Here is a 24,077-nt window from a genome sequence, read left to right as displayed (position 1 = left end):
CGATCAGCCGATGACCTTGGTGGCCGAGGCGTCCAGCTTGGGCGGCTCTTCGAAGGTGTGGAAGGGCGCCGGCGACGGGATCTCCCACTCCAGGCCTTCGGCGGCTTCCCAGGGCTTCTGCGAGGCCTTCTCACCCTTGCCGCGCATCATCGGGACGACGATGAACAGGAAGAAGTAGACCTGCGCCAGGCCGAAGGCGAAGGCACCGATGGAGGCCAGTTGGTTGAAGTCGGTGAACTGCATCGGGTAGTCGGCGTAGCGACGCGGCATGCCGGCCAGACCCAGGAAGTGCATCGGGAAGAAGGTCACGTTGAAGGCGATCAGCGACCACCAGAAGTGCAGCTTGCCGCGGAACTCCGAATACATGACGCCGGTCCACTTCGGGCCCCAGTAGTAGACGCCGGCGAACAGCGCATACAGCGAGCCAGCCACCAGCACGTAGTGGAAGTGGGCCACGACGTAGTAGGTGTCCTGGATCTGGATGTCGATGGGGGCCATCGCGCAGATCAGGCCGGTGAAGCCGCCCATCGTGAACACGAAGATGAAACCCACGGCCCACAGCATCGGGGTCTCGAAGGTCATCGAGCCGCGCCACATCGTCGCCAGCCAGTTGAAGATCTTCACGCCCGTGGGCACCGCGATCAGCATGGTCGCGTACATGAAGAACAGCTGGCCCGTCACCGGCATGCCGGTGGCGAACATGTGGTGGGCCCAGACGATGAAGGACAGGATGGCGATGGAGGCCGTCGCGTACACCATGGACGCGTAGCCGAACAGGCGCTTGCGGGCGAAGGCCGGCACGATCTGGCTGACGATGCCGAAGGCCGGCAAGATCATGATGTAGACCTCGGGGTGGCCGAAGAACCAGAAGATGTGCTGGTACATGACCGGGTCGCCGCCGCCTGCGGGGTTGAAGAAGGCGGTGCCGAAATGGCGGTCGGTCAGCGTCATCGTGATGGCACCGGCCAGCACGGGCATGACGGCGATCAGCAGGTAGGCGGTGATCAGCCAGGTCCACGCGAACATCGGCATCTTCATCAGCGTCATGCCGGGGGCGCGCATGTTGAGGATGGTCACGATGATGTTGATCGAGCCCATGATGCTTGATGCGCCCATGATGTGCATCGCGAAGATGCCGGCGTCCATCGACGGGCCCATCTGCAGCGTCAACGGTGCGTACAGCGTCCAGCCCGCGGCGGGCGCGCCGCCGGGCATGAAGAAGCTGCCCACCAGCATGATGGCCGCGGGGATCAGCAGCCAGAAGCTGAAGTTGTTCATCCGCGCGAAGGCCATGTCGCTCGCGCCGATCTGCAGCGGGATCATCCAGTTCGCGAAGCCCACGAAGGCCGGCATGATGGCCCCGAACACCATGATCAGACCGTGCATGGTCGTGAACTGGTTGAACAGCTCGGGGTTGAAGAACTGCAGGCCGGGCTGGAAGAGTTCCGCGCGGATGCACAGCGCCAGGATGCCACCGACCATCAGCATCGTGAACGAGAACAGCAGGTACAGCGTACCGATGTCCTTGTGGTTGGTCGCGAACACCCAGCGGCGCCAGCCGTGGGGTGCGTGGTGGTCGTGATGGTCGTCGTGGGCGTGGTCGCCAGCGTGGCCACCGTGAACGCCGTGGGGGGGGAGCACTGCACTCATGTGATTTCCTCTGATTCGGCGTTCGGTATTACTTGCGGGCAGCGACGATTTCAGCCGGCTGCACGGTCTGGCCCGTCTTGTTGGACCAGCTGTTCTTCGTGTAGGTCACGACGGCGGCGATGTCGGTGTCGCTGAGCTGCTTCCAGGCGGGCATGCCCTTGTCCATGCGGCCGTTCAGCACGACCTGGATCTGCTCGAGGTGGTTGTCGGACAGCACGACGGGCGACTTGTCCAGCGCCTTGATCGGGCCGGCGCCGGAGCCGTCGGCCTTGTGGCAGACCGCGCAGTTGGCGGCATAGACCTTCTCGCCGCGGGCGACCAGCGCCGCCTGCTCCCAGACCTTGCTCGGATCGTCGGCCTTGGCGGCCATTTCCTTCTTCTTGCCGTCGACCCACTTGGTGTAGTCCTCGGCGGACACGACCTTCACGTGGATGGGCATGTAGGCGTGCTCCTTGCCGCACAGCTCGGCGCACTGGCCGTAGTAGTCGCCGATCTTCTCGGCCTTGAACCAGGTGTCGCGCACGAAGCCGGGGATGGCGTCCTGCTTCACGCCGAAGGCCGGCACCATCCAGGCATGGATGACGTCGTTGGCGGTCGTGATGATGCGGACCTTCTTGTCCACCGGCACGACCAGCGGGTTGTCGACCTTGAGCAGGTAGTTGTCGACCGGCGCGGGCTTGCCGGAGTTCGAGGCCTCGCGCTGCTCGGTGTCCAGCGTGGCCAGGAAGCCGATGCCCTCGCCCTCGCCCTTCAGGTAGTCGTAGCCCCACTTCCACTGGTAGCCGGTGGCCTTGATGGTCACGTCGGCATTGGTCGTGTCCTTCATCGCGACGACGACCTTGGTGGCCGGCAGCGCCATGCCGATGACGATGAGGAAGGGCACGACGGTCCAGGCGATCTCGACGGCCACGCTCTCGTGGAAGTTGGCCGACACCGCGCCCTTGGACTTGCGGTGCTTGAAGATGGAATAGAACATCACCCCGAACACCGCCACGAAGATGACGAGGCAGACGATCAGCATGAAGTTGTGCAACCACATCTGGTCGGCCGCGATGCGCGTGACCGGCTCGTGCAGGTTGAGCTGATTGACGCCGGGGCCGCCTTTGAGGTCGTTCACCGCGAGGGCCGAACCCGTTGCCAGGGCCGCCGTCGCCGCCACGGCGGCCCGCTGGGCCCAGCCGCGTGAGGCGCTATGCACTCGTGCGTTCATCATCGTCATGGTTGTCACTTGGTTCTTTGAAGAGCGGGTCTTGCTGGCCCGGCGTTGCGGCAGGGCTGGAATGCAAGTTCCGTGGATTGAGCCGGGTTTTGCCCATGGCCCTCTTGGCGGCGCGGCATTTTAGCCCAGCACCCCCGCGCCTCCGCCCGGCCCGGGCCCCTGGGAATCACCTAGCGATCAGCGTTCCGGGCGCCCCTTGCGCAGCGTAGCGCGCATCGCGTCGACCGACACATGCGTCTGCGCCGCGACGGCCAGACGCGGCGCGGCCTTGAAGGCATGGCCGAACACCAGCTCCAGCGTCAGCACGAGGCGGCCCTCCGCGTCGCGCATGGTGTCGAGCTCGGCCAGCAGCCGCCGCTGCCAACCGCGGCCGCGCAATCCGGCGAAGCGCGCCGGCGCCACGTTGCCACCCAGGGCGCGCAGGTCGCCCAACAGGCTTTCGGGGCTGGCCCAGGTCAGGCGCAGCCGCTCCTGATCCATCACCGGGTCGGCGAAGCCCGCCTTCAGCAGCAGGTCGCCGATGTCATGCATGTCCCACCAGTCCGGCGCCGGGCGCCCCCAGCTGTTGCGGGCATACAGCGGCCGCAGCTCGACGAAGCTGTCGGGCCCCAGGCACGAGAACATGACGAAGCCACCGACGGCGATGCTGGCCTGCCATTGCCCCAGCAACGCCGGCAGTTCGGGGCAGGCGTGCAAGGCCATGTTGGACCAAAGCAGCTCGACCGCCGGCGTGGCCGGCAGCGCCGCCACCTGGCCCGAGCCGGCGCCGCGCAGCTTGCGCCACCAGTTCAGCGCCCGGGCGCTGGCCGCGCGCTCCACCAGCACGGGGTCGGCCTCGTGCCACAGCATTTCCGCGTTTGGATAGGCCAGCCGCAGCAGTTCGGCGCTGGCGCCGAGGGCCGGTGAGGTGTCCAGCACACGCGCCGGCTGCAATTTGATGAAGCTCAGCCGCTCGGCCATGCGGCGCGCGACCTCGGCATGCAGCCACGGCGGCTGCTCGGCGCGCGCCAGCCGTCGGACCTGGTGGCGCAGCGCGGCCGCATCGAGATCCTGAGGCCGCGGCCCCTTGTTTGAAGTAGGGGTCGATGCCGGCTCGCTCATGGGCCGGTCAGTATATTGAGCCGATGCCCGAGCGCGCCCTGGCGGCAACGAAGCCCCCGTTGATCGAGAAAGTGCTGATGCGCTGCGCCGGCCAGTGCGCGGTCTGCCGCGCCTGGAGCCACCAGACGATCTGCGGGACTTGCGTGGACCTTTACGCCCGGCCTCAGGCGCGCTGCTGGACCTGCGCGGCCCGGCTGCCACCGGAGCTGACCGGCCGGCCTCGGCCGCAGTGCGGGCGCTGTTTGCACGAGGCCCCGCCGCTGGACCGTACCGTGGCCGCGCTGGACTACGGCTTTCCCTGGGACGGCCTGCTGCAGCACTTCAAGTACCACCAGGGCCTGCAACTGCGCGAGAGCCTGCTGGAGCGGCTCAACGTCGCCCTCAGTGCCGCCGAGGTCGTCGAGCCCGACTGGCTGCTGCCCGTGCCGCTGTCCGCCGAGCGCCTGCGCGAGCGCGGCTACAACCAGTCGTACGAGCTGGCCCGCGCGTTGGCGCGCCGCCGCGGCCTGCGCTGCGACCCGCACCTGCTGCTGCGCGTGCGCCACAACGAGCGCCAGGCCGGCCTGAAGTTGCAGGCCCGGACGGCCAATGTGCGCGGCGTGTTCGCCGTCGAGCCGTTGCGTGCCCAGCGGCTGCGCGGCACCAGCGTCGCCCTGCTGGACGACGTGATGACCAGCGGCGCGACGCTGTACGAGCTGGCCCGCGTGCTGCTGCAGGCCGGCGTGATGAGCGTGCAGGCCTGGGTCATCGCTCGCACCCCGGAGCCCGGCCAGGAATGAGGCGGCGGGGATACTCCCGCCCATGTTTCACATCGTCCTCGTCCACCCCGAGATCCCGCCCAACACGGGCAACGTGATCCGGCTCGCGGCCAATACCGGCTGCACGCTGCACCTGATCGAACCGCTGGGCTTTTCGATGGAAGACCGGCTGCTGCAGCGCGCCGGGCTGGACTATCACGAGTACGCCCGCGTGCAGCGCCACGCCGACTGGGCCGCCTTCCTCACCGCCGAGTCCCCCGACCCGGCACGGCTGTTCGCCTTCACGACGCGCGGCAGCCGACCCTTCGGCGACGTGGCATGGCAACCGGGCGACTACCTGGTCTTCGGCAGCGAGACGGCCGGGCTGCCACCTGCGCTGCGTGACGGCTTTGCGCTTGAACAGCGCGTCCGGCTGCCGATGCGCGAGGGCCAGCGCAGCCTGAACCTCAGCAACAGCGTCGCCGTGGCCGTCTTCGAAGCCTGGCGGCAGAACGGCTACCAGGGCGGCAGCTGAGCCTATTCGGGCCGGGCCTCGCGGCCCATCAGGTGGTCGACCGCCTGGCCCGCGCGCAAGCGGCCTTCAAGCAGGGCCACCATGGCCTCGGTGATGGGCATCTCGACACCGGCTTCGCGGGCTCGCGCGAGGACCGTCGGCGCGCTGTAGACGCCTTCGGCCACATGGCCCAGCCGCTTCAGGATGTCCGGCACGGCCAGGCCCTCGGCCAGCATCAGGCCGACGCGCCGGTTGCGCGACAGGTCGCCCGTCGCCGTCAGCACCAGGTCGCCCAGGCCCGACAGGCCCATGAAGGTCTCGGCCTTGGCACCCAGCGCCAGGCCCAGGCGCAGCATCTCTGCCAAGCCCCGCGTGATCAGCGCGGCGCGGGCGTTCAGGCCCGGAGCGTCGGGCGCGACGTTCGAGAGCCCGTCGCAAACGCCGACCGCGATCGCCAGCACGTTCTTGACCGCGCCACCGACCTCGACGCCGATCGGATCGGTCGACGTGTAGACGCGCAGCCGCTCGCCGTGGAAGGCGTCGACCGCGGCCTGGGCCAGGCCGGCATCCTCGCTGGCCGCCACCAGCGCCGTTGGGCGGCCGGCAGCGACCTCCTGCGCAAAACTCGGCCCCGACAGCACGCCCACGCGCCTGCCCAGTTGCAGCTCGCGTGCGATCTCGTGGCCCAGACGCCCGCTGCCGGCCTCGAAGCCCTTGCACAGCCACAGCGTCCGGTGCGTCGGCGGCAGGGCGGCGAGCGTCTCGCGCAGGCCGGACATGGGCGTGGCGATGACGGTCAGGCCCTCGGCCGCATGGGCGATGGCCTGGCCCCGGTCGGCCGTCAGTGCGAGCGGCGCGGGCAGTTCGCTGTCCGGCAGATAGGCCGCGTTGCGGCGGCTCGCCCGCATCTGTCCGATGGCGGCGGCGTCGCGTCCCCACAGCTTCACGTCATGGCCTGCATGAGTGGCCTGGATGGCCAGGGCCGTGCCCCAGGCGCCGGCACCCAGCACGCTGATCTTCATCGTCGTCATGCGCAGAAGTGTCCACCAAGAAAAACGCCCCGCTCGGGGCGGGGCGTCGTCGCGAGGCGGGCCTCGATGTTCAGTTGACGGCCGAGCCGCCCTGCACTGCGCGCTGTGCCTGCTGGGCTTCGAACATCGCCTGGAAGTTCACTTCGGTCAGCAGCACCGGCGGGAAGCCGGCGCGGGTGCAGACGTCCGACACGATGGCGCGCAGGTAGGGGTAGACCATCTGCGGGCAGACGATGCCCAGGATGCCTTCGACCTGGTCCTGCGGCACGTTGCGGATCTCGAAGATACCGGCCTGCTTGGCCTCGACCAGGAACAGCGTCTTGTCGCCGACCTTGGTGTTGACGGTGGCCGTCACGCAGACTTCGAAGATGCCGTCGGTGACGTTCTCGGCCGACAGCGTCAGGTTGATGTCGACCTGGGGCTGCTGCTGCTCCAGCAGGATGTGCGGCGCGTTTGGCTGTTCCAGCGACAGATCCTTCAGGTACATGCGCTGGATCTGGAACACGGGGGTGCCTTCGGCGGCAGCTTGGATCTCGTCGGCCATGGAACTCTTTCTAGCGGAGCGTCAAACAAAAGCCCGCAGGCGGCGCGCTGCGGGCGGTGATGGATTATGGGCGAGGCCTCCTGACAGGCCGCCCGGGGCTTGCCCGGGCTTGAAATCAGGCCGCCTGGAGCAAGGGGGCGAGTTCGCCGCGCTGGTCCAGCGCTATCAGGTCGTCACAGCCGCCCACATGGGTGTCGCCGATGAAGATCTGCGGCACGGTGCGGCGGCCGGTCTTGTTCATCATCGCGTCGCGCTCGTCGGGGTTGAGGTCCACGCGGATCTCCTCGATCTGCTGCACGCCACGCTGCTTGAGCAGCATCTTGGCGCGGATGCAGAAGGGGCAGACCAGCGTGGTGTACATCTTCACGTGGGCCATCGTCATCTCCATGAAAAACCGCTCAAGCGGTTTCGGCGAAACGGCTTACGCCGTTTTTTGCCAAATGGAAAGCCGAATGCAGTCCAGTTTGGCGAAAGTCCGCTACGCGCACTTTTCCACCGGCAAATTTGCCTCCCGCCAGGCCTTGAGGCCGCCGGCAAGCACCTGGGCCTTTTCGTAGCCCAGCTTGCGCAGCATGCCCGCGGCGCGGCCGGCGCGCGCGCCGGTCGGACACACCACCACCAGCGGCAGGGCCTTGTTGGCCGGCAGGGACTTGTGGCCTTCCAGTTGGCCGAAGGGGATGTTGCGCGCACCGACCGCGTGGACCTTGGCGAACTCCTCGGGCTCGCTGACGTCGATCAGCACGCCCTTCTCGCGGTTGACGAGCCGCACGGCCTCGGCGGTACCGACGGCCGCACCCTGCGAGCCCGACACCACCATGGGCCAGATCAGCATGCCGCCGGAGACCAGCGCGGCGACGATCAAAAACCAGTTCTCGATCAGGAAGTTCAAGCAAGCATCCCGTGTAATTCAACGAAGCCGGTGATTATCGCCGGGTCCGATAATCCGCCGCTCCCACCACCTGTTGCGCCCCTGCCCCATGTACAAGCTCGTCCTCATCCGCCACGGCGAATCGACCTGGAACCTGGAAAACCGCTTCACCGGCTGGACCGATGTGGACCTGACGCCCACCGGTGTCGAGCAGGCCAAGACCGCGGGCCGCCTGCTGAAGGAAGCCGGCTACGACTTCGACATCGCCTACACCTCAGTGCTCAAGCGCGCCGTCTGGACGCTGTGGCACTGCCTGGACCAGATGGACCGCACCTGGCTGCCGGTGCGCCACGCCTGGCGCCTGAACGAGCGCCACTACGGCGCGCTGCAAGGCCTCAACAAGGCCGACATGGCCAAGCAGTACGGCGACGAGCAGGTGCTGATCTGGCGCCGCAGCTACGACACGCCGCCGCCGGCGCTGGAAGCGACCGACCCGCGCAGCGAGCGCAGCGACCGCCGCTATGCCGGCCTGGCCGAAGGCGACGTGCCGCTGACCGAATGCCTGAAGGACACCGTCGCCCGCGTGCTGCCGTTCTGGAACGAGACCGTCGCGCCGACGATCAAGAGCGGCCAGCGCGTCGTCATCGCCGCGCACGGCAACAGCATCCGCGCGCTGGTGAAGTACCTCGACAATATCGCGGACGACGCGATCGTCGGCGTCAACATCCCCAACGGCATCCCGCTGGTCTACGAGCTGGACGAGAACCTGAAGCCCCTCAAGAGCTACTACCTGGGCGATGCCGAAGCCGCCGCCAAGGCCGCGGCCGCGGTGGCCAATCAGGGCAAGGCCTGATCCACGGCTGACCGCACCTCGTCGACGCTGGGCCACCCGGGCCAGCGCCGCATGACGGTCACCGTCGTGCCCCACGGCGCCCAGCGCGCGGGGTCGGTGGGGCCGAGCACGCTCAGCAGCCTGGCCCCCACGCCAGCGGCCATGTGCGCCGGTCCGGTGTCGTTGGCGACGACGACGCCAGCGCCCTGCAGCAGCGCGTTGTAAACACCCAGCTGCACGCCGTCCAGGCGTATCGCGTCGGGGTAGAGCTGCTTCGCCCCCTCCACTTCGGCAGGCCCCGGCACGATGACGACCTGCCGGCCGGCGGCATGCAGGCGGCGCGCGAAGTCGGGGAAGGCCGGCCAGCTGCGGTCCAGAAACTCCACCTTGCCGTTCGCGAACGGGCAGATCAGCACGAAGCGCCCAGGCGCCACGCCATGCGCCGCGAGCAGTGCCCGCGCCTGCTCGTGCTGCGCGTCACTTACCTTCATGTGGATGTCGGCCGGCGGCTCGGCCTGGACGCCCAGGAAGTCGCACGCCAGCTCCCAGTACTCCACCAACGTGTGCCGCCCGTCGCGGCGCAGGTGGCCGCGCCGCATCAGCCAGGTGCGGCCGTCGCCCGCGTGGCCCTCGGCCTGCAGCCCGGCCAGCCGCGCGTCCAGCGCGGCCGAGAAGGCATAGGGGAAGAGCAGCATGTTGGCGCGCCGGTCGAAACCCGGCTCGCCGGCCTTGAAGCGCCGCCGCAGCTCGCGCAGCTGCGCGACGCGCTCACGCAGCCCGCCCGGCCGCACATGCACCGGCCACCCCTCGGCCTCCAGCAGCCCGCGCGCCCAGCCCTTGCCGACCAGCTCCAGCCGGTAGCCGTGCTGCGCCAGCAGGCGCAGCGCCGGCAGGCTCAGCACCGTGTCGCCGACGAAGTTGCGCAGGCGCACGATCAGGGGTCTGGCTTCTATCATCAGCGGTCTTTACAAAGTGGCGCGGGATTCTGCCAGCGCAGCCTCATGACCGACCTGCCCTCCTCGGCCGATGTGATCGCCGCCCACGACGCGGCGCTGGGCGCGCCGCCCGTGGCCGGCGATGCGAACGACCTGCGCGGCTGGATCGCCGCCAACCACTTCCACAACCGCAGCCTGTGGGCGCACGAAGACCTGGCCCGCCGCACCCAGGCGCCGAACGCCGAGATCGTGGCCAACAAGCGCGCCATCGACCGCCACAACCAGGCGCGCAACGACGCCATCGAACGCATCGACGAAGTCCTGCTGAGCGCCCTCGGCCTGGTCGACCCGGCGACGCTGGCGAGCGCCCTGCCCCGCGCCACCGCCGCGCCCGGCGCACGCCTGAACAGCGAGACCGCGGGCTCCATGCTGGACCGCATCTCCATCCTCGGCCTGAAGATCGCCGCGATGCGCGAACAGTCGCGGCGCACGGATGTCGATGATGCCCACCGCCGGATGTGCGGCGAACGCCTGCAACGCCTGGTGCAGCAGCGCGCGGACCTGGGCGCCTGCTATGACGAGCTGCTCGCCGACGCACGCGCCGGCCGCGCCTATTTCAAGGTCTACCGCCAGTTCAAGATGTACAACGACCCGCGGCTGAACCCGGCGCTGGTGGCGGAGGCGGGGTGACCGCACAGCGCTTCGCACCCAACCTCGACTGGCTCTATCCGGAGCACGCCTACCTCGACCGCATCGACGCCGCGCGCGCCGACGGCTTCTCGGCCGTCGAGTTGCAGCAGCCGCACCTGCATGACGCCGACGCACTGACGGCGCGATTGAGCGGCATGCGCGTCGTGCTGATCAACGCGCCGGCTGGCGACTGGGCGGCCGGCGAACGCGGCTTTGCGGCCCTGCCCGGCCGGGAGGCCGAGTTCCGCGACGCGACGCTGCGCGGCCTGGACCTGGCCGCACGCCTGGGCGCCGCGCGCGTGCACCTGCTGTCGGGCATGGCCGAGGACGGCGAGGCGACGCGCGCCACCTGGCTGGCCAACCTGGCCTGGGCCGCGGAACAGTCGGCGCTGCCGCTGGTCGTCGAGCCCATCAACCGGCGCGACATGCCGGGCTACTTCCTGCACCGCCAGGCGCAGGCGCTGGCGCTGCTGGCGGCGCTCGATTCCCCGCGCGTGCAGCTGCAGCTCGACCTCTACCACTGCCGCATCGCCGAGGGCGAATCGCTGAGCCACCTGACGCGCGCGCTCGATCTGGGCCGGCTCGGCCATGTGCAGGTGGCGGGCGTGGCCGGCCGGGGCGAACCGGAAGCCGGCGAGTACGCCGCCGAGTTCGCGCTGCTGCAGGCGCGCGCCTGGCCCGGTGCCATCGGCCTGGAATACCGGCCGCGGGGCGCCACGGCCGCCGGCCTGGCCTGGCTTACAGCCGCGCGCTGATCGCGCTGCGCAGCGCCTCGCCCAGCGCGCGGCGGTCCTGGCCCGCCGCCGCCACGCTCGGCAGGATCTGCACGTCTATGCCCAGGCCGCGCGCCGAGGCGATGCGCCACAGGCTCTGCGCCAGCGTCATGTCGCCAATGAAACGGGCGGACGTGCTGAAGCGTTCGCCGGGCTCGTGCCAGCGCAGCACCACCGGCAGCACCGGTGCCTCGGTGGCCACCGCCGCTTGCAGCAGGTTGGCGTGGAAGGGCAGCAACTCCGGGCCGGCGCCGGTCGTGCCCTCCGGGAAGACGGCCACGCAGTCGCCCGCCTGCAGGGCTGCGGCCGCCTGGTGCACGACGCGCAATGCGTCGCGTTTGCTGGCGCGCTCGATGAAGAGCGTGCCCGCGCCGTCCACCAGCGCGCCCACCAGCGGCCAGTGCTTCACGTCGGCCTTGGAGACGAAGCGCGCCTGCGGCAGCACCGCATGCACGGCCGCGATGTCCAGCCAGGAGACGTGGTTGGCGACGACGAGATGACCCGCGGGCAGCGCCTGACCGTCGCACTTCAGCGCGATGCCGAGCAGGCGCAGCGTCTTGAGCGACCACCACTGAATGAGCTGGTGCCGCTCGACGGCCGTCAGCAGCTCGAAGCGGCGCTTGACGATCCACAGGCCGTGCAGCACATGCGGCACCAGGCGCGCCAGGCGCCACACCGCCCTCATTCGGCCGGGGCTTCGTAGGCGATGTGGCCGGCCACCAGCGTGCAGCGCACCCGTGCTGGCAGCTCGAAGCCGCTGGACGCGAATGCGAAAGGCGTGTGCTTGCCCTGGCTGGCCAGGCGCTCGGGCGTGACGGCCCAACTGGCGCCCGCGTCGAACACGCAGACGTCGGCCACGCCGCCTTCGACGAGGCGGCCCGCGCTGGCGGACAGCGAGCCTAAAGCGCTGCCGAGCACGCGCACCGGTTCGGCGGTGACGACGGCAAGCGCCCGCTGCAGCGGCAGGCCGGAGTCCCGCGCCCAGCGCATGGCCAGGCTCAGCAACAGCTCAAGGCCGGTCGCGCCCGGCGTGGCCTCGGCGAAGGGCACGGCCTTCTCGTCGGTCGTCACGGGCATGTGGTCGGACACCAGCGCGTCGAGCGTGCCGTCGGCCAGGCCGGCGCGCAGCGCGTCGCGGTCACGGCCCTGGCGCAGCGGTGGCGTCAGGCGCATCGCGGAGTCGAAGTAGCCGATGTCCACGTCGCTGAGGTGCAGCGAATTGATGGACACGTCGGCCGTGATGGGCAGGCCTTCCTTCTTGGCCGCGCGCACAAGTTCGACACCGGCCGCGCTGGACAGGCGGCACAGGTGCACGCGGGCGCCGGTGGCGCGCACCAGCTCGAAGATGGTGTGCAGCGCGATGGTCTCGGCGCTGACCGGCACGCCGGACAGGCCCAGCCGCGTCGCCACCGCGCCACTGGCGGCCACGCCGCCGCCCAGCCAGGCGTCCTGCGGGCGCAGCCAGACCGTGTAGCCGTAGGTGGCGGCGTATTGCAGCGCGCGGCTCAGCACGACGGTGTCCTTGACCGGCACCTCGGCCTGCGAGAAGCCGATGCAGCCGGCCTCGGTCAGCTCGGCCATCTCGGTCAGCGCGGCGCCGCTCAACTGGCGCGTCAGCGCGCCGAGCGGGAACAGCCGGCAGCGGCTCAGCTTGCGGGCGCGGAACTTCAGCATCTCGACCAAGCCCGGCTCGTCCAGCACGGGGTCGGTGTCGGGCGGGCAGACCAGGCTGGTCACGCCGCCGGCCGCGGCCGCGGCAAGTTCGCTTTCCAACAGGCCTTCATGCTCATGGCCGGGCTCGCGCAGACGGGCGCACAGGTCCACGAGGCCGGGCGCGACGACGAGGCCGGTGGCGTCCACCGTACGCTCGGCGTTGAAGTCGCCGACGTCGCCCAGATGGACGATGCGGCCGTTGGCGATGGCGACATCACCGATGCGGTCGAGGTTGGATGCCGGATCAACAAGGCGGCCATTCTTGATGAGGATCTTCACTTGCAGCACTCCCGTGCAGAACCGTTCAAGGCGCGCGCAGCGTCGCCGTCCATCCAGTGACTCCCGCCGATCCGGCTTTGCCGGGCGGCCGGGAGTGCCTCCTTGAGGGGGTGGCGCGAAGCGCCGCGGGGGTGGGCTGCCCTCATGCTTCGTTCCCGGCGAGGATGGCCATGACCGCCATTCGGACAGCGATGCCGAATGTCACTTGGGGCAGGATGACGCTGCTCTTGCCGTCCGCCACCTCGGACGCGATCTCCACGCCGCGGTTGATCGGGCCCGGGTGCATGACGATGGCGTCGGGCTTGGCCAGCGCCAGCTTGTCCGGCGTCAGGCCGAAGTGCTTGAAGAACTCGCCGCTGCTGGGCAGCATGCCGCCGTTCATGCGCTCGTTCTGCAGGCGCAGCATGATGACGACGTCGGCGTCCTTCACGCCCTCGGCCATGTCGTGGCAGACGCGCACGCCCATGTCTCGCAGGTCGCCCGGCACCAGCGTCTTGGGGCCGACGGCGCGGATCTCCGGCACGCCCAGGATGTTCAGCGCGTGGATGTCGGAGCGGGCCACGCGCGAGTGCACGATGTCGCCGACGATGGCCACCGTCAGGTTGCGGAAGTCCTGCTTGAAGTGCCGGATCGTGTACATGTCCAGCAGGCCCTGCGTCGGATGCGCGTGGCGGCCGTCGCCGGCGTTGACGACGTGCACGTGCGGCGCGCAGTGCTGGGCGATCAGGTGCGGCGCGCCGCTCTCGCTGTGGCGCACGACGAACATGTCGGCATGCATGGCGCTGAGGTTGGCGACCGTATCCAGCAGCGTCTCGCCCTTGGCGGTGGAGCTGCGTGCGATGTCGAGGTTGATGACGTCGGCGGACAGGCGCTTGGCGGCGATCTCGAAGGTCGTGCGGGTGCGCGTGCTGTTCTCGAAGAACAGGTTGAACACCGATTTGCCGCGCAGCAGCGGCACCTTCTTGACCTCGCGGTCGTTGACGGACAGGAAGCTGCCGGCGGTGTCCAGGATCTGCTCGATGACCGCGCGCGGCAGGCCTTCGATGGACAGCAGGTGGATCAGCTCGCCGTGCTTGTTCAGCTGGGGGTTGCGCTTGCTCAGCATCACCGGACTCCTGCAGGGCCGCCCCAAGGGAGGCCGACGCCCCCTCGGGGGGCAGTGAACGAAGTGGACGTGGGGGCCATTACTTCACCTCGAAGCTGAAGCGGCCATCTTCACTGCGGGCCAGACGCAGGTGTTGGTCGCTGCCAAGCGCCACGCGCGCGGCCGAGAACGCCGCCTCGATGGGCAGCTGCCGCCCGCCGCGGTCCACCAGCACCGCGAGCTGCACGCTGGCCGGGCGGCCGAAGTCGAACAGCTCGTTGATGACCGCGCGCGTCGTGCGGCCGGTGTAGAGCACGTCGTCGATCAGCAGGATGTCGCGGCCATTGACGTCGAAGGGCAGCGTCGTGTGGTCGGCCTTGGCAAGGCCGCGCGAGCCGAAGTCGTCGCGGTGCAGCGCGCTGGAGATGACCCCGGAGGCGACGCCGAGGTCGGCCGCCAGCCGCTCGGCCAGCCAGGCGCCGCCGCTCCAGATGCCGACGAGGGCGGTGTCGGGCGTCAGCAGCCGCTGCACGCCTTTCTTGAGCACGAGGTACAGGGCCTCGGCATCCAGCTTGAGGTCGCTCATGGATGTTCTCTGAAGAATTGTTCAAGGATCAAAGCGGCGGCGGCGGCGTCCACGTCGTGGGCCCCTTCGGCCTCGGCCTCGACGCTGGTGTAGCGCTCGTCCACCTCGAAGACCGGCAGGTGGTGGCGCCCGGACAGGCGCCGGCCGAAGTTCTGTGCCTTGGCCGTCATCTCGTGCGGCGCGCCGTCGGGGTGGCGCGGCACGCCGACGACCAGGGCGTCGGGCTGCCAGGTCTTGACGAGTGCGGCGATGGCCGCGAAGTCGCCGCTCTTGACGGTGCCGCGCGGCTCCGCGACGCCGAGCAGGCGCGTGCCCGACGCCACGCCGATGCGACGGGTGCCGAAATCAAACGCAAGAAAAGATTGGAGCTGCGATGGCGCCAGGGCCACCATCACGCGTGCCCCGCGTCCGAGCTGAGCATGCGCGGGTCGATGCCCAGCAGGCCCAGGGCCTTCTCGTAGCGCAGCTCGACCGGCGTGTCGAAGATGATCTCGGGCGCCGCATCGACGGTCAGCCAGCCGTTGCGGCCGATCTCCTCTTCCAGCTGGCCGGCTGCCCAGCCGCTGTAGCCCAGCGTCACCAGGATCTTGCGCGGGCCGGCGCCGTTGGACAGCGCCTCCAACACGTCGCGGCTGGTGGTCATCTCCAGGCCACCGGGCACGGCCAGCGTCGCGTTGTAGTGGCCGCCCTGCTCGTCCAGCGGCTCGTGCAGCACGAAGCCACGGTCGGTCTGCACCGGGCCGCCGTAGAAGACGGGGCTGTCGGCCAGCGGCTCGGCCGGTGGGCTGAGCTCGACCTTCTCGAACAGGTTGCCCAGCGTCAGCGAGATGGGCTTGTTGATGACGAGGCCCAGTGCGCCGTTGTCGTTGTGCTCGCAGAGGTAGACCACCGTGCCTGCGAAAGCCTCGTCGGCCATGCCGGGCATGGCGATGAGGAACTGGTTGGTCAGGACGATCCGGTCGGCAGGCATGGGCGGCATTTTATTCTTGGGACCATGACCCAGCCTTTAGACCGCGCCCTCGTCTGGTTGCGCCGCGACCTGCGCGTGGATGACAACGCCGCGCTGTATCACGCGCTGAAGGCCGCGAAGCAGGTGTACTGCGCCTTCATCCTCGACCGCGACATCCTCGACGCCCTGCCCCGCGCGGACCGGCGCGTGGAGTTCATCCTCGGTGCGCTGCAGGTGCTGGACGAGGATCTGCGCCAGCTGGGCGGCGCGCTCATCGTGCGCCACGGCATCGCGGCGGACGAGCTGCCCCGGCTGGCCGCCGAACTGCGCGTACAGGCCGTGTTCGCCAACCATGACGACGAGCCGCAGGCGCTGACGCGGGATGCCCGGGTGGCCGAGCGGCTGGCGAGCTTCAACGCCGACCTGCGCACCTTCAAGGACCATGTCATCTTCGAGCGCCGCGAGGTCATGACCGCGGCGGGCGGGGCCTACAGCGTGTTCACGCCCTACAAGAACGCCTGGCTGCGCAAGGTCGACGCGTTCTATCTGAGCAGCTATCCCGTCGAGCGCCACGCAGCGGCGCTGGCCGGCAGCGAAATCGCCACCGGCGTGCCCGCACTGGCGGACATCGGCTTCCAGCCGGCCGGGCTGATCGCGCACGTCGGCCAGGGCAGCCGCGGTGCCGCGGCACTGCTGGACGACTTCCTCGACCGCATCACCGATTACGACCAGAGGCGCGACTTCCCCGCGCTCAAGGGCCCGAGCTACCTGAGCGTGCACCTGCGCTTCGGCACCGTGTCCATCCGGCGCCTCGCGCGCATCGCCCACCAGCTCATGCAGGGAGGCGACCATGGTGCCGAGGTCTGGCTGTCGGAGCTGATCTGGCGCGATTTCTATCACCAGGTCATGCACCACCACCCCCACGCGATGACGGCGGCCTTCCGGCCCGAATACGATCAGATTCATTGGGAAACCGGCACGCAGGCCGAGCAGCTCTTCAGCGCCTGGTGCGAAGGTCGCACCGGCTACCCGCTGGTGGACGCGGCGATGCGCCAGCTCAACCAGACCGGCTACATGCACAACCGCCTGCGCATGGTGACAGCCAGCTTCCTGACCAAGGATCTCGGCCTGGACTGGCGGCGTGGCGAGGCCTACTTTGCACGGCAGTTGCTGGACTACGACCTGGCGTCGAACAACGGCGGCTGGCAGTGGGCCAGCAGCAGCGGCTGCGATGCGCAGCCGTATTTCCGCATCTTCAACCCCACCAGCCAGAGCGAGAAGTTCGATCCGCAGGGTCACTTCATCCGCCGCTATTGCCCGGAACTGGCCGACCTGTCGCGCGCCGAGATCCACGCGCCGTGGCCAAGCGCGCCACTGCAGATGCAGGGCCGCGACTATCCGCACCCCATCGTCGACCATGCCGTGGCGCGGGAACGCACGCTGGCGCGCTACGCCGTCGTCAAGAGCCGGGCGATCTGAGCGGGCTCAGAACAGCTCGACGTCGCTCTGCTGCGTCGATTCCTTGATGACGCCGCTGGCCACCAGGGCCGCGTAGTTGTGGACCTGGTTCCGGCCATGCCCTTTGGCGTGGTAGACGGCCTTGTCGGCGCGCTCGAAGGCGCCGGCCGGCGAATCCCCGGCCCGCACTTCGGTGAAGCCGATGCTGACCGTGATGCGGCCCACCTGCGGGAAGGCGTAGCGCTCGGTGTTCACGCGCAGCCGCTCGAAGGCTTCGCCGGCGTGGATCTCCTCGTCGCAGCGCATCAGCACGACGAACTCCTCGCCGCCGAAGCGGTAGAGCAGGTCGTGGAAGCGGAAGGAGCCGCGCATCAGCCGCGACAGCAGCAGCAGCACCTCGTCGCCGATCAGGTGGCCGAAGCGATCGTTGACGGACTTGAAGTGGTCGATGTCGATGACGCCGAGCACGTAATGCGGCGTGGCCGTCTCGTGGCGGCGGTCCTCGGCCTCGTGCTGGACCGCGGGCCTGACCGGGATCTCGGAAAGCACCTTCAGGAAGCTCTCGTCGAAGGTCTTGCGATTGAGCAGGCCGGTCAGCGTGTCGCGCTCGGAGTAATCCAGCAGCCCCTGGAAGTTGTGATAGATGCGCAGCACGCTGCTGACCATGCGCTGCGCGCCGGTGCCCAGGCGGCGTGTGGACAGGATCTCGATGACGCCGACGACGTCGCGGTCGGTTGCGATCGGGAACAGGTAGAGCCACTGGCCGCCCTGCGCGACCTGGGTCACGCTGCGGCTGCGCATCGCTTCCAGGCGCAAGGGATGGTCCGCCACCTTGGGCAGCGCGTCGGGCTTGGCCCACAGCGGGTCGGCGGACGCGACCGCGTCGCCGGCGCGCAGGTGGGCGCGCGTCAGCCAGCGCTCGTCGCCCTGTTCGCCGACGCTGCGGTAGATGGCGACGGACTCGGGCTCCAGCAGGTCGCGCAACGCCATGACCAGCGTGACGTCCATGACGTCACGGTCGCGGAAACCGGTGAGCTCGGCAAGATGATCGACAACCTGGGACATGCCGTCAGGCTACCACTGCGGCCTGCGTGTACTGGCGGATCAGCGCCAGTACCTGCTCCTCGTCATAGGGCTTGCCAAGGTAGTGATCCACGCCGAGCTGTGCCGCGTAGTCGCGGTGCTTCTGCGCGATGCGCGAGGTGATCATGATGACCGGCAGCCCGGCCAGGCGCGAATCGGCCCTCATGTTGCGCACGAGGTCGAAGCCGTCCATGCGCGGCATCTCGATGTCGGACAGCACCACCGACGGCAGCTCGTCGCCGGACAGCTTCTCCATCGCATCCAAACCGTCCTTCGCCAGCAAGACGCGGTAGCCCACGCGCTCCAGCAGGCGCTGGGTGACGCGGCGCACGGTCAGCGAATCGTCCACCACCATCACCAGAGGTGCCTGCGCGGTTTCCTCGATGACCGGCACGACCGGCGCCGGTGCGGCGGACTGCGACTGCGCATGGGCCGCCACCAGGCGAGCCTGGGCGTCGACGCCGTACCAGTCGGCCAGCGCGACGACGTTGTAGATCAACGCCACCTCGCCCGAGGCCAGCAGGCTGATGCCCGCCAGGCCCGGCACGCGGTTGAGCTGCGCACCGAGGTTCTTGACCACGACTTCCTGGTTGCCGACGACTTCGTCCACGTGCAGCGCCAGGGCGCCCTGGGCGCTGCGCACCAGCACGATGGGCGCATGGCGGCCGTGCGTGTGGCCGCGACCGCCGTGGCCCAGCAGGCCACCCAGCCAGTAGAACGGCAGCTCGGCGCCGCCGTGCTGCAGCTTGCCCGTGGCGTAGGCCGTCTCCACCACGTCGACCGGCACGCGCTGCACCGACTCCATCAGCGCCGCCGGCACGGCGACCACCTGGTCACCGCTCTTGAGCAGCACGATCTGCGTCAGTGCCGTCGTCAGCGGCAGGCGCAGCAGGAAGCTGGTGCCCTGCCCCGCCGTCGAGGCGGTCTCGATGCTGCCGCCCAGCGTGCCGACCTCGGCGCGGACGACGTCCATGCCGATGCCGCGACCGCTCAGCTCGGTGATCTGGCTGGCCGTGGAGAAGCCCGGCGCGAAGATCAGGCGCTTGAGCTGGGCGTCATCGGGCTCGGCGTCCGCCGAGATCAGGCCCAGCTGCAGCCCACGCTCGCGAATGCGGGCGAGGTTGAGGCCGGCGCCGTTGTCCGCAAAGTTCAGCAGCACCTCGTTGCCATGCTGGCTGACCTCGATGCGCAGCGTGCCGACCGGGTCCTTGCCCGCCGCCGCGCGCACCTCGGGCGCCTCGATGCCGTGGGCGACGCTGTTGCGCAGCAGATGCTCGAAGGCGCCCGCGGTGCGTTCCAGCACCGAGCGGTCCAGCTCGGTCTGGCCGCCGCTGATCTCCAGCTTGACCTGCTTGCCGCTGTCGCGCGCCGCCTGGCGCACGACGCGGTGCATGCGTTCGCCGATGCTGTCGAAGTCGACGAGGCGGGTGCGCAGCAGGTCGTCCTGCAGTTCGCGTGTCAGCCGCGATTGCGCGGCCAGCTCGTCTTCGCCGGTCTGCACGTTGCGGCTCAGCGTGCGCTGGAGCGTGGCCACGTCGCCGACCGACTCGGCCAGCATGCGGGTCAGCTCCTGGAAGCGGGTGTAGCGGTCGAACTCCAGCGGGTCGAACTCGCGGCCGCCCTGCTGCGCCAGCTCCTGCTGGGTGTGCATCTGGGCTTCGGCCTGCAGCTCCAGCTCGCGCAGCTGGGCACGCAGGCGTTCCAGGTTGTCGTCGAGATCGAGCAGCGCGCCCTTCATCTGGGCCAGCTCGGACTCCATTCGCGCGCGGCGGATGCTGACCTCCCCGGCCTGCGTGGCCATGCGTTCCAGCAGGCTGCCGCGTACGCGCACCAGGGCCTGGCCGATGGCCAGGTTCTCGGTGCCAGGCGCCACCTCGGCAGCGTCGGCGAAGCGGCTCCAGTCGATCTCGCGGGCCGGCTCGGCCGTGGCCTCCTCGGCGACCGGCGCGGCAGCGGCCTTGGCGAAGCGGGCCAGCGGTTCGGGCCTGGCCTCGGGCTCCGGCCTGGGCTCTGGCTTGGGCTCGGGCACGGCCACGGGAGCGGGCGCATTCAGACTGCGACCCAGTGCCTCGAAGGCCTGCTCCAGCGCGTCGCCGTCATGCTGCAGCGCCTGCACCTGGCCGATATCGGCGGTGCCGGCGCGCAGCAGCGCTTCGATGGCGGATTCGAGGTGGTGGGCCTGCTCGCCCAGGCGCATGGCGCCGGCGAGACGGGCGCCGCCCTTGAACGTGTGCAGGGCCCGCATGCAGGCGTCCGAGCGACCCATGTCGGCCGGGTCGGCCAGCCAGTCGCGCAGCGCGGCGTGCAGCTGCTGCAGCAGGTCGCGACCTTCCTCTTCGAAGATCGGGTAGAGCTCGGGCTCGATGGCGTCCGGCAGGCCGGCCTCAGGCTCAGGTTCGGGTTCCGCCGGTGTGGCGGCGGCGAGCACCGGTTCGGGTTCGACTGGCGCCGGCTCGACCGGCTCCGCCAGCGGGGCGGGCTCGGTCGGCGGAGCGTCCTGGTGAACTTCGTCGAGATGCCCCACCAGGGTGTCGTCGTGCAGTTGCGGTACCGGCAGTTCATCCAGCGCCGCGCTCGCCGTGGTGGATTCCTCCTGCGGCTGGTAGGCGTGCAGGCGGCTGAGAACGTCGGGGTCGTTGGGCTTCAGGAAGCCGGCGGCAAACTGGTGCAGCAGGCGACGGATGTCGTCGGCGGCGCGCACGAAAAGCTCGGCATCGGCCTCATCGAAGCCTGCCGCACGCTGCGCGCGGCCCAGGGCGTGCTCCAGTTCGCGGGCCAGGCTGGAGAGGTCCTCGTAGCCCACCGTGCCGGCATTGCCGGCCAGCGCATGCGCCTGCACCTCGCAGCTCTGCGGCACGGGCTGGCTGAGGTCGGCGGCCCATTCGGCCAGGCCGATGGACAGCTTGCGCGACAGTTCGTCGGCCTCGTTCAGGAAGATGTTGAACAGCGCGATGCTGATGCGCAGCGGACCGATGAGCTTGAAGCCTTCATCGGGGTCCGAGAACTCGGGCTCAGGTTCCGGCGGCGCGGTTTCGACGAGGTGCAGCGAGGGCACGGCGGGTGCCACAAACGCTTCAGGTTCGGCGGGTTCCAGCGCGGGAAGGACCAACGTGGTCTCCTCCGGCCGCGCGGGCGGTTCGCCGCCGGGTTCGGGCTGCGGCGGCGCGAGCACCGGCTCGTCCAGGTCCAGTTCGAGACGGAAGTTGGCCAGCGTCTCCTCGTCGGGCGCGGCCAGCGGCATCGGCTCGGTGGGCGGGTGTGCCGGCACCAGCGCGCCGAGATCCAGCGTGATCTCGTCGGGCACGCCGGCGATCGGCGGCGCCGGCTCGGCAAGCTCCAGCACGAAGGCAGGTTCGAACGGCTGCGTGTCGGCCGCCGCCGGGTCGACCGGAACGGTGGGGGCGAAATCGATGACTTCGACCTCGACTTCGTTCTCGTCCTCCAGCGGCAGGTCGATCGCGGGCGCGGCGGCGGCCGCCGGCCAGTCCAGCGGCAATGGCTGGCCCTGCAGGCGCAGCGAGTCGGCACTGCGGCGCAGCGGGTCGGACACGCTGTGGCCCGGCTCGGCACCGGCGATCTGCTGGCGCCACTGGGCGAGATAGTCCAACGCCTCGGCGGTGAAGCCGAGCAGGGCCGCATCGGCCTGCGGCTGCGCCTCGGCCAGGCGGGCGTTGTAGAGCTGCTCACAGGCCCAGGCGCCTTCGCCGAAATCGTTCAGGCCCACCATGCGGGCACTGCCCTTGAGCGTGTGGAAGGCGCGGCGGACGATGGTGAGCTGCCCGTGGTCGGCCGGCTCCTCGCGCAGGGCCTCCAGCGCGGCGCGCGCGTTGCCGATGACCTCGTCGGCCTCCTCCAGGAAGATCTCCCGCATTTCCGGGTCGTCCGCGACGCTGGGCTCGAGCGGGGCGACCCGCACGGGTGCAGGTGGTGCGGCGGCCGGTTCGGTCAGGTCGAGGTCGGGCAGGCTGAGGTCGGGCAAGTCCAGCGTGGCCAGGTCCACACGCAGCGGCTGCGTCCGCTCATGCGCCGGCGCGCCTTCGGGCGATTCGTCGCCCAGGTCGACGTGGAAGCCGCTGGCTTCGAAGCTCGGCAGCTCGACGGCGCCGTCGCGGCGGCCCATGACGGCGTCCAGGCGGCCGCTGGCTTCGTCGAACTGGAACATGCGCTTGGCCAAGGCCGGCTGCACGCTCAACATGTCGATAAGGAAGCCCAGCGCGCCGAGGTTGTTGGCCAGGCGCTCGAAGGCACCGCGGGCGCTGGCGCGCTCGAAATCGATCTCGGTACTGGCCAGGCCGTCCACCTCGTCGCGCATGCGCACGGTGGCATGTGCGGCCTGGTCCAGGCCCAACACGCTGAGCACGCCGCGCATGGCCTGCAACTGGCCGGGCACGGGGATCAGCAGCTCACGCTGGGTCGGGTTGCGGAAATACTCGTCGCACTGCTTCTCCACCTCGGACAGGCTGGCGCGCAGCTCGTGCACGACGCTGCCCAGCGTCTGGCGGTCGGAGACCCGGCGGTAGAGGTCCTCCATCCAGTCTTCCAGCGGCTCGGCCGGCTGGCCATGGGCGACGGCTTCCACGCGGCGCGCCAGGCGGCGCACGCGGTCGGCCTGCTCGGGCTGGTCGAAGGCGGCGTCTTCCAGCGCGGCTTCGACGTAGAGCAGGCTGGTGGCCACCTCCATCGCCAGCGCGGGCGTGGGCGCGGCACGCGAGCGCAGCGTCGCCACGATGGCGCGCTGCAGCGTCTGCGCCAGCACCTCGCCGCTCGGGAACAGGCGCGTCAGCGAGTCGGCGAGGGCCGCGAACTGCTCGTCCAGGCCCGTCAGGCGATGCTGGTCACCCTCGGCAGCGCTCGACCAGCTTTCCTTGGCGGCCAGCACACGGCGCTTGGCCTGCGTGACCCAGGCGGGGTCGATGCGGCCGAGGCTGGCGTCTTCATAGTCGCCGGCCTGCTCGTCGGTCAGCCGGTAGGCCTCGTGCACGGCCTGCAGGCGCGGCCCGGCGCCCTGGGTGAGGCGGCACTGGGCGCAGAAGAACAGCAGGTCCTGCGCGAGGCGTTCGGACACCTCGCCCTGGCCGAGCACGCGCAGCTCATGCAGCAGCTTGGAGCCCAGGCGCTTGGTGTAGGCATCGCTGCCGATCAGCTTCAGCGCCTGGCCTTCGAAGACGGCGGCGGCGAGTTGCCACAGCGTGCGCGACGTGCCGGCCGGCAGCGCGGCCGCGAGGCCGGCGCACAGCCCGGACAAGTTGGCCGCATGGGCGGAGCTGGGCTCGCGCATCTGGCGCAGCAGCGCGGTTTCGAAGGGCGCACGCACGGCATCGGGCGAACGCGGCAGCACGCCGGATTCGAGCGGGATGGAGCGCCAGGCCCAGTCGTAGGGCCACAGGTCGGCGGGGTGGATGCGCTCGGCCCCGTTGAGCTGCTGCAGGGCGCGGTAGCCGGGGTAGAGGGCGAGCGACGAGGTCTTGTTGCCGGCCAGCAGGCGGGCGACATAGGCGAGCAATGCGAAGTCCGCGCGCTCGATGACGTCGACGGTGCTGGCATCGACCTCCAGCGGGTGCTCGGCCAGGCGGGCCACGGCCGTCTCGGCGGCGCGCAGCACGGCAGCGCCGGCCGGCAGGCCGACGAGCGACAGCACGCCGCTGACCTGGTGCAGCTGGGCGGCCGCCTGCTGCAAAGGCGGGCTGGGCTGGGCGTCGGCACCGAAGGCCGTGAGCCGGTTGTCGCTGCCGTCCCGCACGAGGCGGCGCAGGGTCTTGTGCACCGACTCCAGCGAGCGGCGCAGTTCCTCCTGCACCCAGGCCAGTGGGCTGAGGTCGGCCGGGAGTTCGGAGTCTCGCAGGGAGCTGTCCATATCAGTGCTTTACAGCGCCGCGCGCCATGCCGACGGCTGAAGTGTGGGTGTTGCGGGCCGAGCGCCGGGCCGCTCCCAAGCCGGACCGCGTTGGGCGATGTGCCTGCGGTTCGATACCGCAGGTATCGCCGTCCTCCGGGAGGACCGACCGGGCTTGCCCGTGTCCAGCGCGGCAAG

The 24,077-nt window shown here is 69.9% G+C and carries 22 protein-coding genes; 6 read left to right on the top strand and 16 right to left on the bottom strand.

The features are described 5' to 3' along the window. Positions 1-3 precede the first annotated feature (3 nt). The 3 genes from ctaD to ASD35_RS11300 form a co-directional block, all read right to left on the bottom strand. Complete coding sequence (ctaD, locus tag ASD35_RS11310; RefSeq protein ID WP_056875041.1) at positions 4-1,650, bottom strand: cytochrome c oxidase subunit I; 1,647 nt, start codon at positions 1,648-1,650, stop codon at positions 4-6. A 28-nt stretch (positions 1,651-1,678) separates the two neighbouring features. Further along, the gene (coxB, locus tag ASD35_RS11305) at positions 1,679-2,863 is read right to left on the bottom strand and encodes a cytochrome c oxidase subunit II (RefSeq protein ID WP_369819203.1); all 1,185 of its coding nucleotides are present in this window, start codon (positions 2,861-2,863) and stop codon (positions 1,679-1,681) included. Between the two features lie 183 nt (positions 2,864-3,046). Further along, the gene (locus ASD35_RS11300; RefSeq protein ID WP_056875040.1) at positions 3,047-3,970 is read right to left on the bottom strand and encodes a methyltransferase domain-containing protein; all 924 of its coding nucleotides are present in this window, start codon (positions 3,968-3,970) and stop codon (positions 3,047-3,049) included. 23 nt (positions 3,971-3,993) lie between these two features. Here ASD35_RS11300 and ASD35_RS11295 point away from each other — a divergent pair, with 23 nt between their 5' ends. Beyond that, positions 3,994-4,749 carry a ComF family protein gene (locus ASD35_RS11295; protein ID WP_157275504.1) on the top strand — a complete coding sequence of 252 codons (756 nt, stop codon included), beginning with the start codon at positions 3,994-3,996 and terminating at the stop codon, positions 4,747-4,749. Between the two features lie 22 nt (positions 4,750-4,771). Continuing rightward, complete coding sequence (trmL, locus tag ASD35_RS11290; protein ID WP_056875038.1) at positions 4,772-5,242, top strand: tRNA (uridine(34)/cytosine(34)/5-carboxymethylaminomethyluridine(34)-2'-O)-methyltransferase TrmL; 471 nt, start codon at positions 4,772-4,774, stop codon at positions 5,240-5,242. 2 nt (positions 5,243-5,244) lie between these two features. On the opposite strand, the gene ASD35_RS11285 is transcribed toward trmL, so the two are convergent. The 4 genes from ASD35_RS11285 to ASD35_RS11270 all read right to left on the bottom strand — a co-directional run bounded on the left by ASD35_RS11285 (position 5,245) and on the right by ASD35_RS11270 (position 7,685). Next, the gene (locus ASD35_RS11285; RefSeq protein WP_056875098.1) at positions 5,245-6,243 is read right to left on the bottom strand and encodes an NAD(P)H-dependent glycerol-3-phosphate dehydrogenase; all 999 of its coding nucleotides are present in this window, start codon (positions 6,241-6,243) and stop codon (positions 5,245-5,247) included. Between the two features lie 79 nt (positions 6,244-6,322). Continuing rightward, a complete protein-coding gene (gene secB / locus ASD35_RS11280; RefSeq protein WP_056875037.1) occupies positions 6,323-6,796 on the bottom strand; it encodes a protein-export chaperone SecB in 474 nt (157 codons plus the stop codon). A gap of 115 nt (positions 6,797-6,911) precedes the next feature. Then, a complete protein-coding gene (gene grxC, locus ASD35_RS11275; RefSeq protein WP_056875097.1) occupies positions 6,912-7,172 on the bottom strand; it encodes a glutaredoxin 3 in 261 nt (86 codons plus the stop codon). A gap of 102 nt (positions 7,173-7,274) precedes the next feature. Then, complete coding sequence (locus ASD35_RS11270; RefSeq protein WP_056875036.1) at positions 7,275-7,685, bottom strand: rhodanese-like domain-containing protein; 411 nt, start codon at positions 7,683-7,685, stop codon at positions 7,275-7,277. A gap of 88 nt (positions 7,686-7,773) precedes the next feature. Between ASD35_RS11270 and gpmA the strand changes: the two genes are divergently transcribed. After that, positions 7,774-8,517, top strand: a complete 744-nt coding sequence (gene gpmA / locus ASD35_RS11265) for a 2,3-diphosphoglycerate-dependent phosphoglycerate mutase (protein WP_056875035.1) — start codon at positions 7,774-7,776, stop codon at positions 8,515-8,517. Here the strand turns inward: gpmA and ASD35_RS11260 are convergent. After that, positions 8,502-9,452: a glycosyltransferase family 9 protein gene (locus ASD35_RS11260; protein ID WP_056875034.1), complete on the bottom strand. Its 951-nt coding sequence runs from the start codon at positions 9,450-9,452 to the stop codon at positions 8,502-8,504. The genes gpmA and ASD35_RS11260 overlap by 16 nt on opposite strands. A 45-nt stretch (positions 9,453-9,497) precedes the next feature. On the opposite strand from ASD35_RS11260, the gene ASD35_RS11255 reads away from it, so the two are divergent. Together ASD35_RS11255 and ASD35_RS11250 are read left to right on the top strand one after the other, a co-directional pair. Continuing rightward, a complete protein-coding gene (locus ASD35_RS11255) occupies positions 9,498-10,121 on the top strand; it encodes a DUF4254 domain-containing protein (RefSeq protein ID WP_056875033.1) in 624 nt (207 codons plus the stop codon). After that, complete coding sequence (locus ASD35_RS11250) at positions 10,118-10,876, top strand: hydroxypyruvate isomerase family protein (protein WP_056875032.1); 759 nt, start codon at positions 10,118-10,120, stop codon at positions 10,874-10,876. The genes ASD35_RS11255 and ASD35_RS11250 overlap by 4 nt, the downstream gene beginning before the upstream one ends. On the opposite strand, the gene ASD35_RS11245 is transcribed toward ASD35_RS11250, so the two are convergent. The 6 genes from ASD35_RS11245 to ASD35_RS11220 all read right to left on the bottom strand — a co-directional run bounded on the left by ASD35_RS11245 (position 10,860) and on the right by ASD35_RS11220 (position 15,526). Continuing rightward, positions 10,860-11,579, bottom strand: a complete 720-nt coding sequence (locus ASD35_RS11245) for a 1-acyl-sn-glycerol-3-phosphate acyltransferase (protein ID WP_056875031.1) — start codon at positions 11,577-11,579, stop codon at positions 10,860-10,862. The two genes, ASD35_RS11250 and ASD35_RS11245, sit on opposite strands and share 17 nt — an antisense overlap. After that, positions 11,576-12,886, bottom strand: coding sequence for a dihydroorotase (locus ASD35_RS11240; RefSeq protein WP_056875096.1), 1,311 nt, complete (start codon positions 12,884-12,886; stop codon positions 11,576-11,578). Before ASD35_RS11240 ends, ASD35_RS11245 begins: the two co-directional genes overlap by 4 nt. Before the next feature lie 142 nt (positions 12,887-13,028). Then, the gene (locus ASD35_RS11235) at positions 13,029-13,991 is read right to left on the bottom strand and encodes an aspartate carbamoyltransferase catalytic subunit (protein WP_056875030.1); all 963 of its coding nucleotides are present in this window, start codon (positions 13,989-13,991) and stop codon (positions 13,029-13,031) included. Positions 13,992-14,070: 79 nt separating this feature from the next. Next, a complete protein-coding gene (pyrR, locus tag ASD35_RS11230; RefSeq protein WP_056875029.1) occupies positions 14,071-14,556 on the bottom strand; it encodes a bifunctional pyr operon transcriptional regulator/uracil phosphoribosyltransferase PyrR in 486 nt (161 codons plus the stop codon). Beyond that, positions 14,553-14,948 (bottom strand): Holliday junction resolvase RuvX, encoded by a 396-nt coding sequence (gene ruvX / locus ASD35_RS11225; RefSeq protein ID WP_056875028.1) that lies wholly within the window; start codon positions 14,946-14,948, stop codon positions 14,553-14,555. Before ruvX ends, pyrR begins: the two co-directional genes overlap by 4 nt. After that, positions 14,948-15,526 carry a YqgE/AlgH family protein gene (locus ASD35_RS11220; protein WP_056875027.1) on the bottom strand — a complete coding sequence of 193 codons (579 nt, stop codon included), beginning with the start codon at positions 15,524-15,526 and terminating at the stop codon, positions 14,948-14,950. The genes ruvX and ASD35_RS11220 overlap by 1 nt, the downstream gene beginning before the upstream one ends. Positions 15,527-15,550: 24 nt before the next feature. Here ASD35_RS11220 and ASD35_RS11215 point away from each other — a divergent pair, with 24 nt between their 5' ends. Next, a complete protein-coding gene (locus ASD35_RS11215) occupies positions 15,551-16,984 on the top strand; it encodes a deoxyribodipyrimidine photo-lyase (RefSeq protein ID WP_056875026.1) in 1,434 nt (477 codons plus the stop codon). Positions 16,985-16,990: 6 nt separating this feature from the next. On the opposite strand, the gene ASD35_RS11210 is transcribed toward ASD35_RS11215, so the two are convergent. Then, positions 16,991-18,028, bottom strand: a complete 1,038-nt coding sequence (locus tag ASD35_RS11210) for a GGDEF domain-containing protein (RefSeq protein WP_056875025.1) — start codon at positions 18,026-18,028, stop codon at positions 16,991-16,993. A gap of 4 nt (positions 18,029-18,032) precedes the next feature. Beyond that, positions 18,033-23,900 carry an Hpt domain-containing protein gene (locus tag ASD35_RS11205; protein ID WP_056875024.1) on the bottom strand — a complete coding sequence of 1,956 codons (5,868 nt, stop codon included), beginning with the start codon at positions 23,898-23,900 and terminating at the stop codon, positions 18,033-18,035. Positions 23,901-24,077: the final 177 nt, after the last annotated feature.

The organism is Pelomonas sp. Root1444 (assembly GCF_001426885.1).
In the GTDB taxonomy this organism is placed as follows: Bacteria; Pseudomonadota; Gammaproteobacteria; order Burkholderiales; family Burkholderiaceae_C; genus Pelomonas.
The sequence above is the reverse complement of the archived record's forward strand: the minus strand, read 5'-3'. Positions and strand labels throughout refer to the sequence as shown.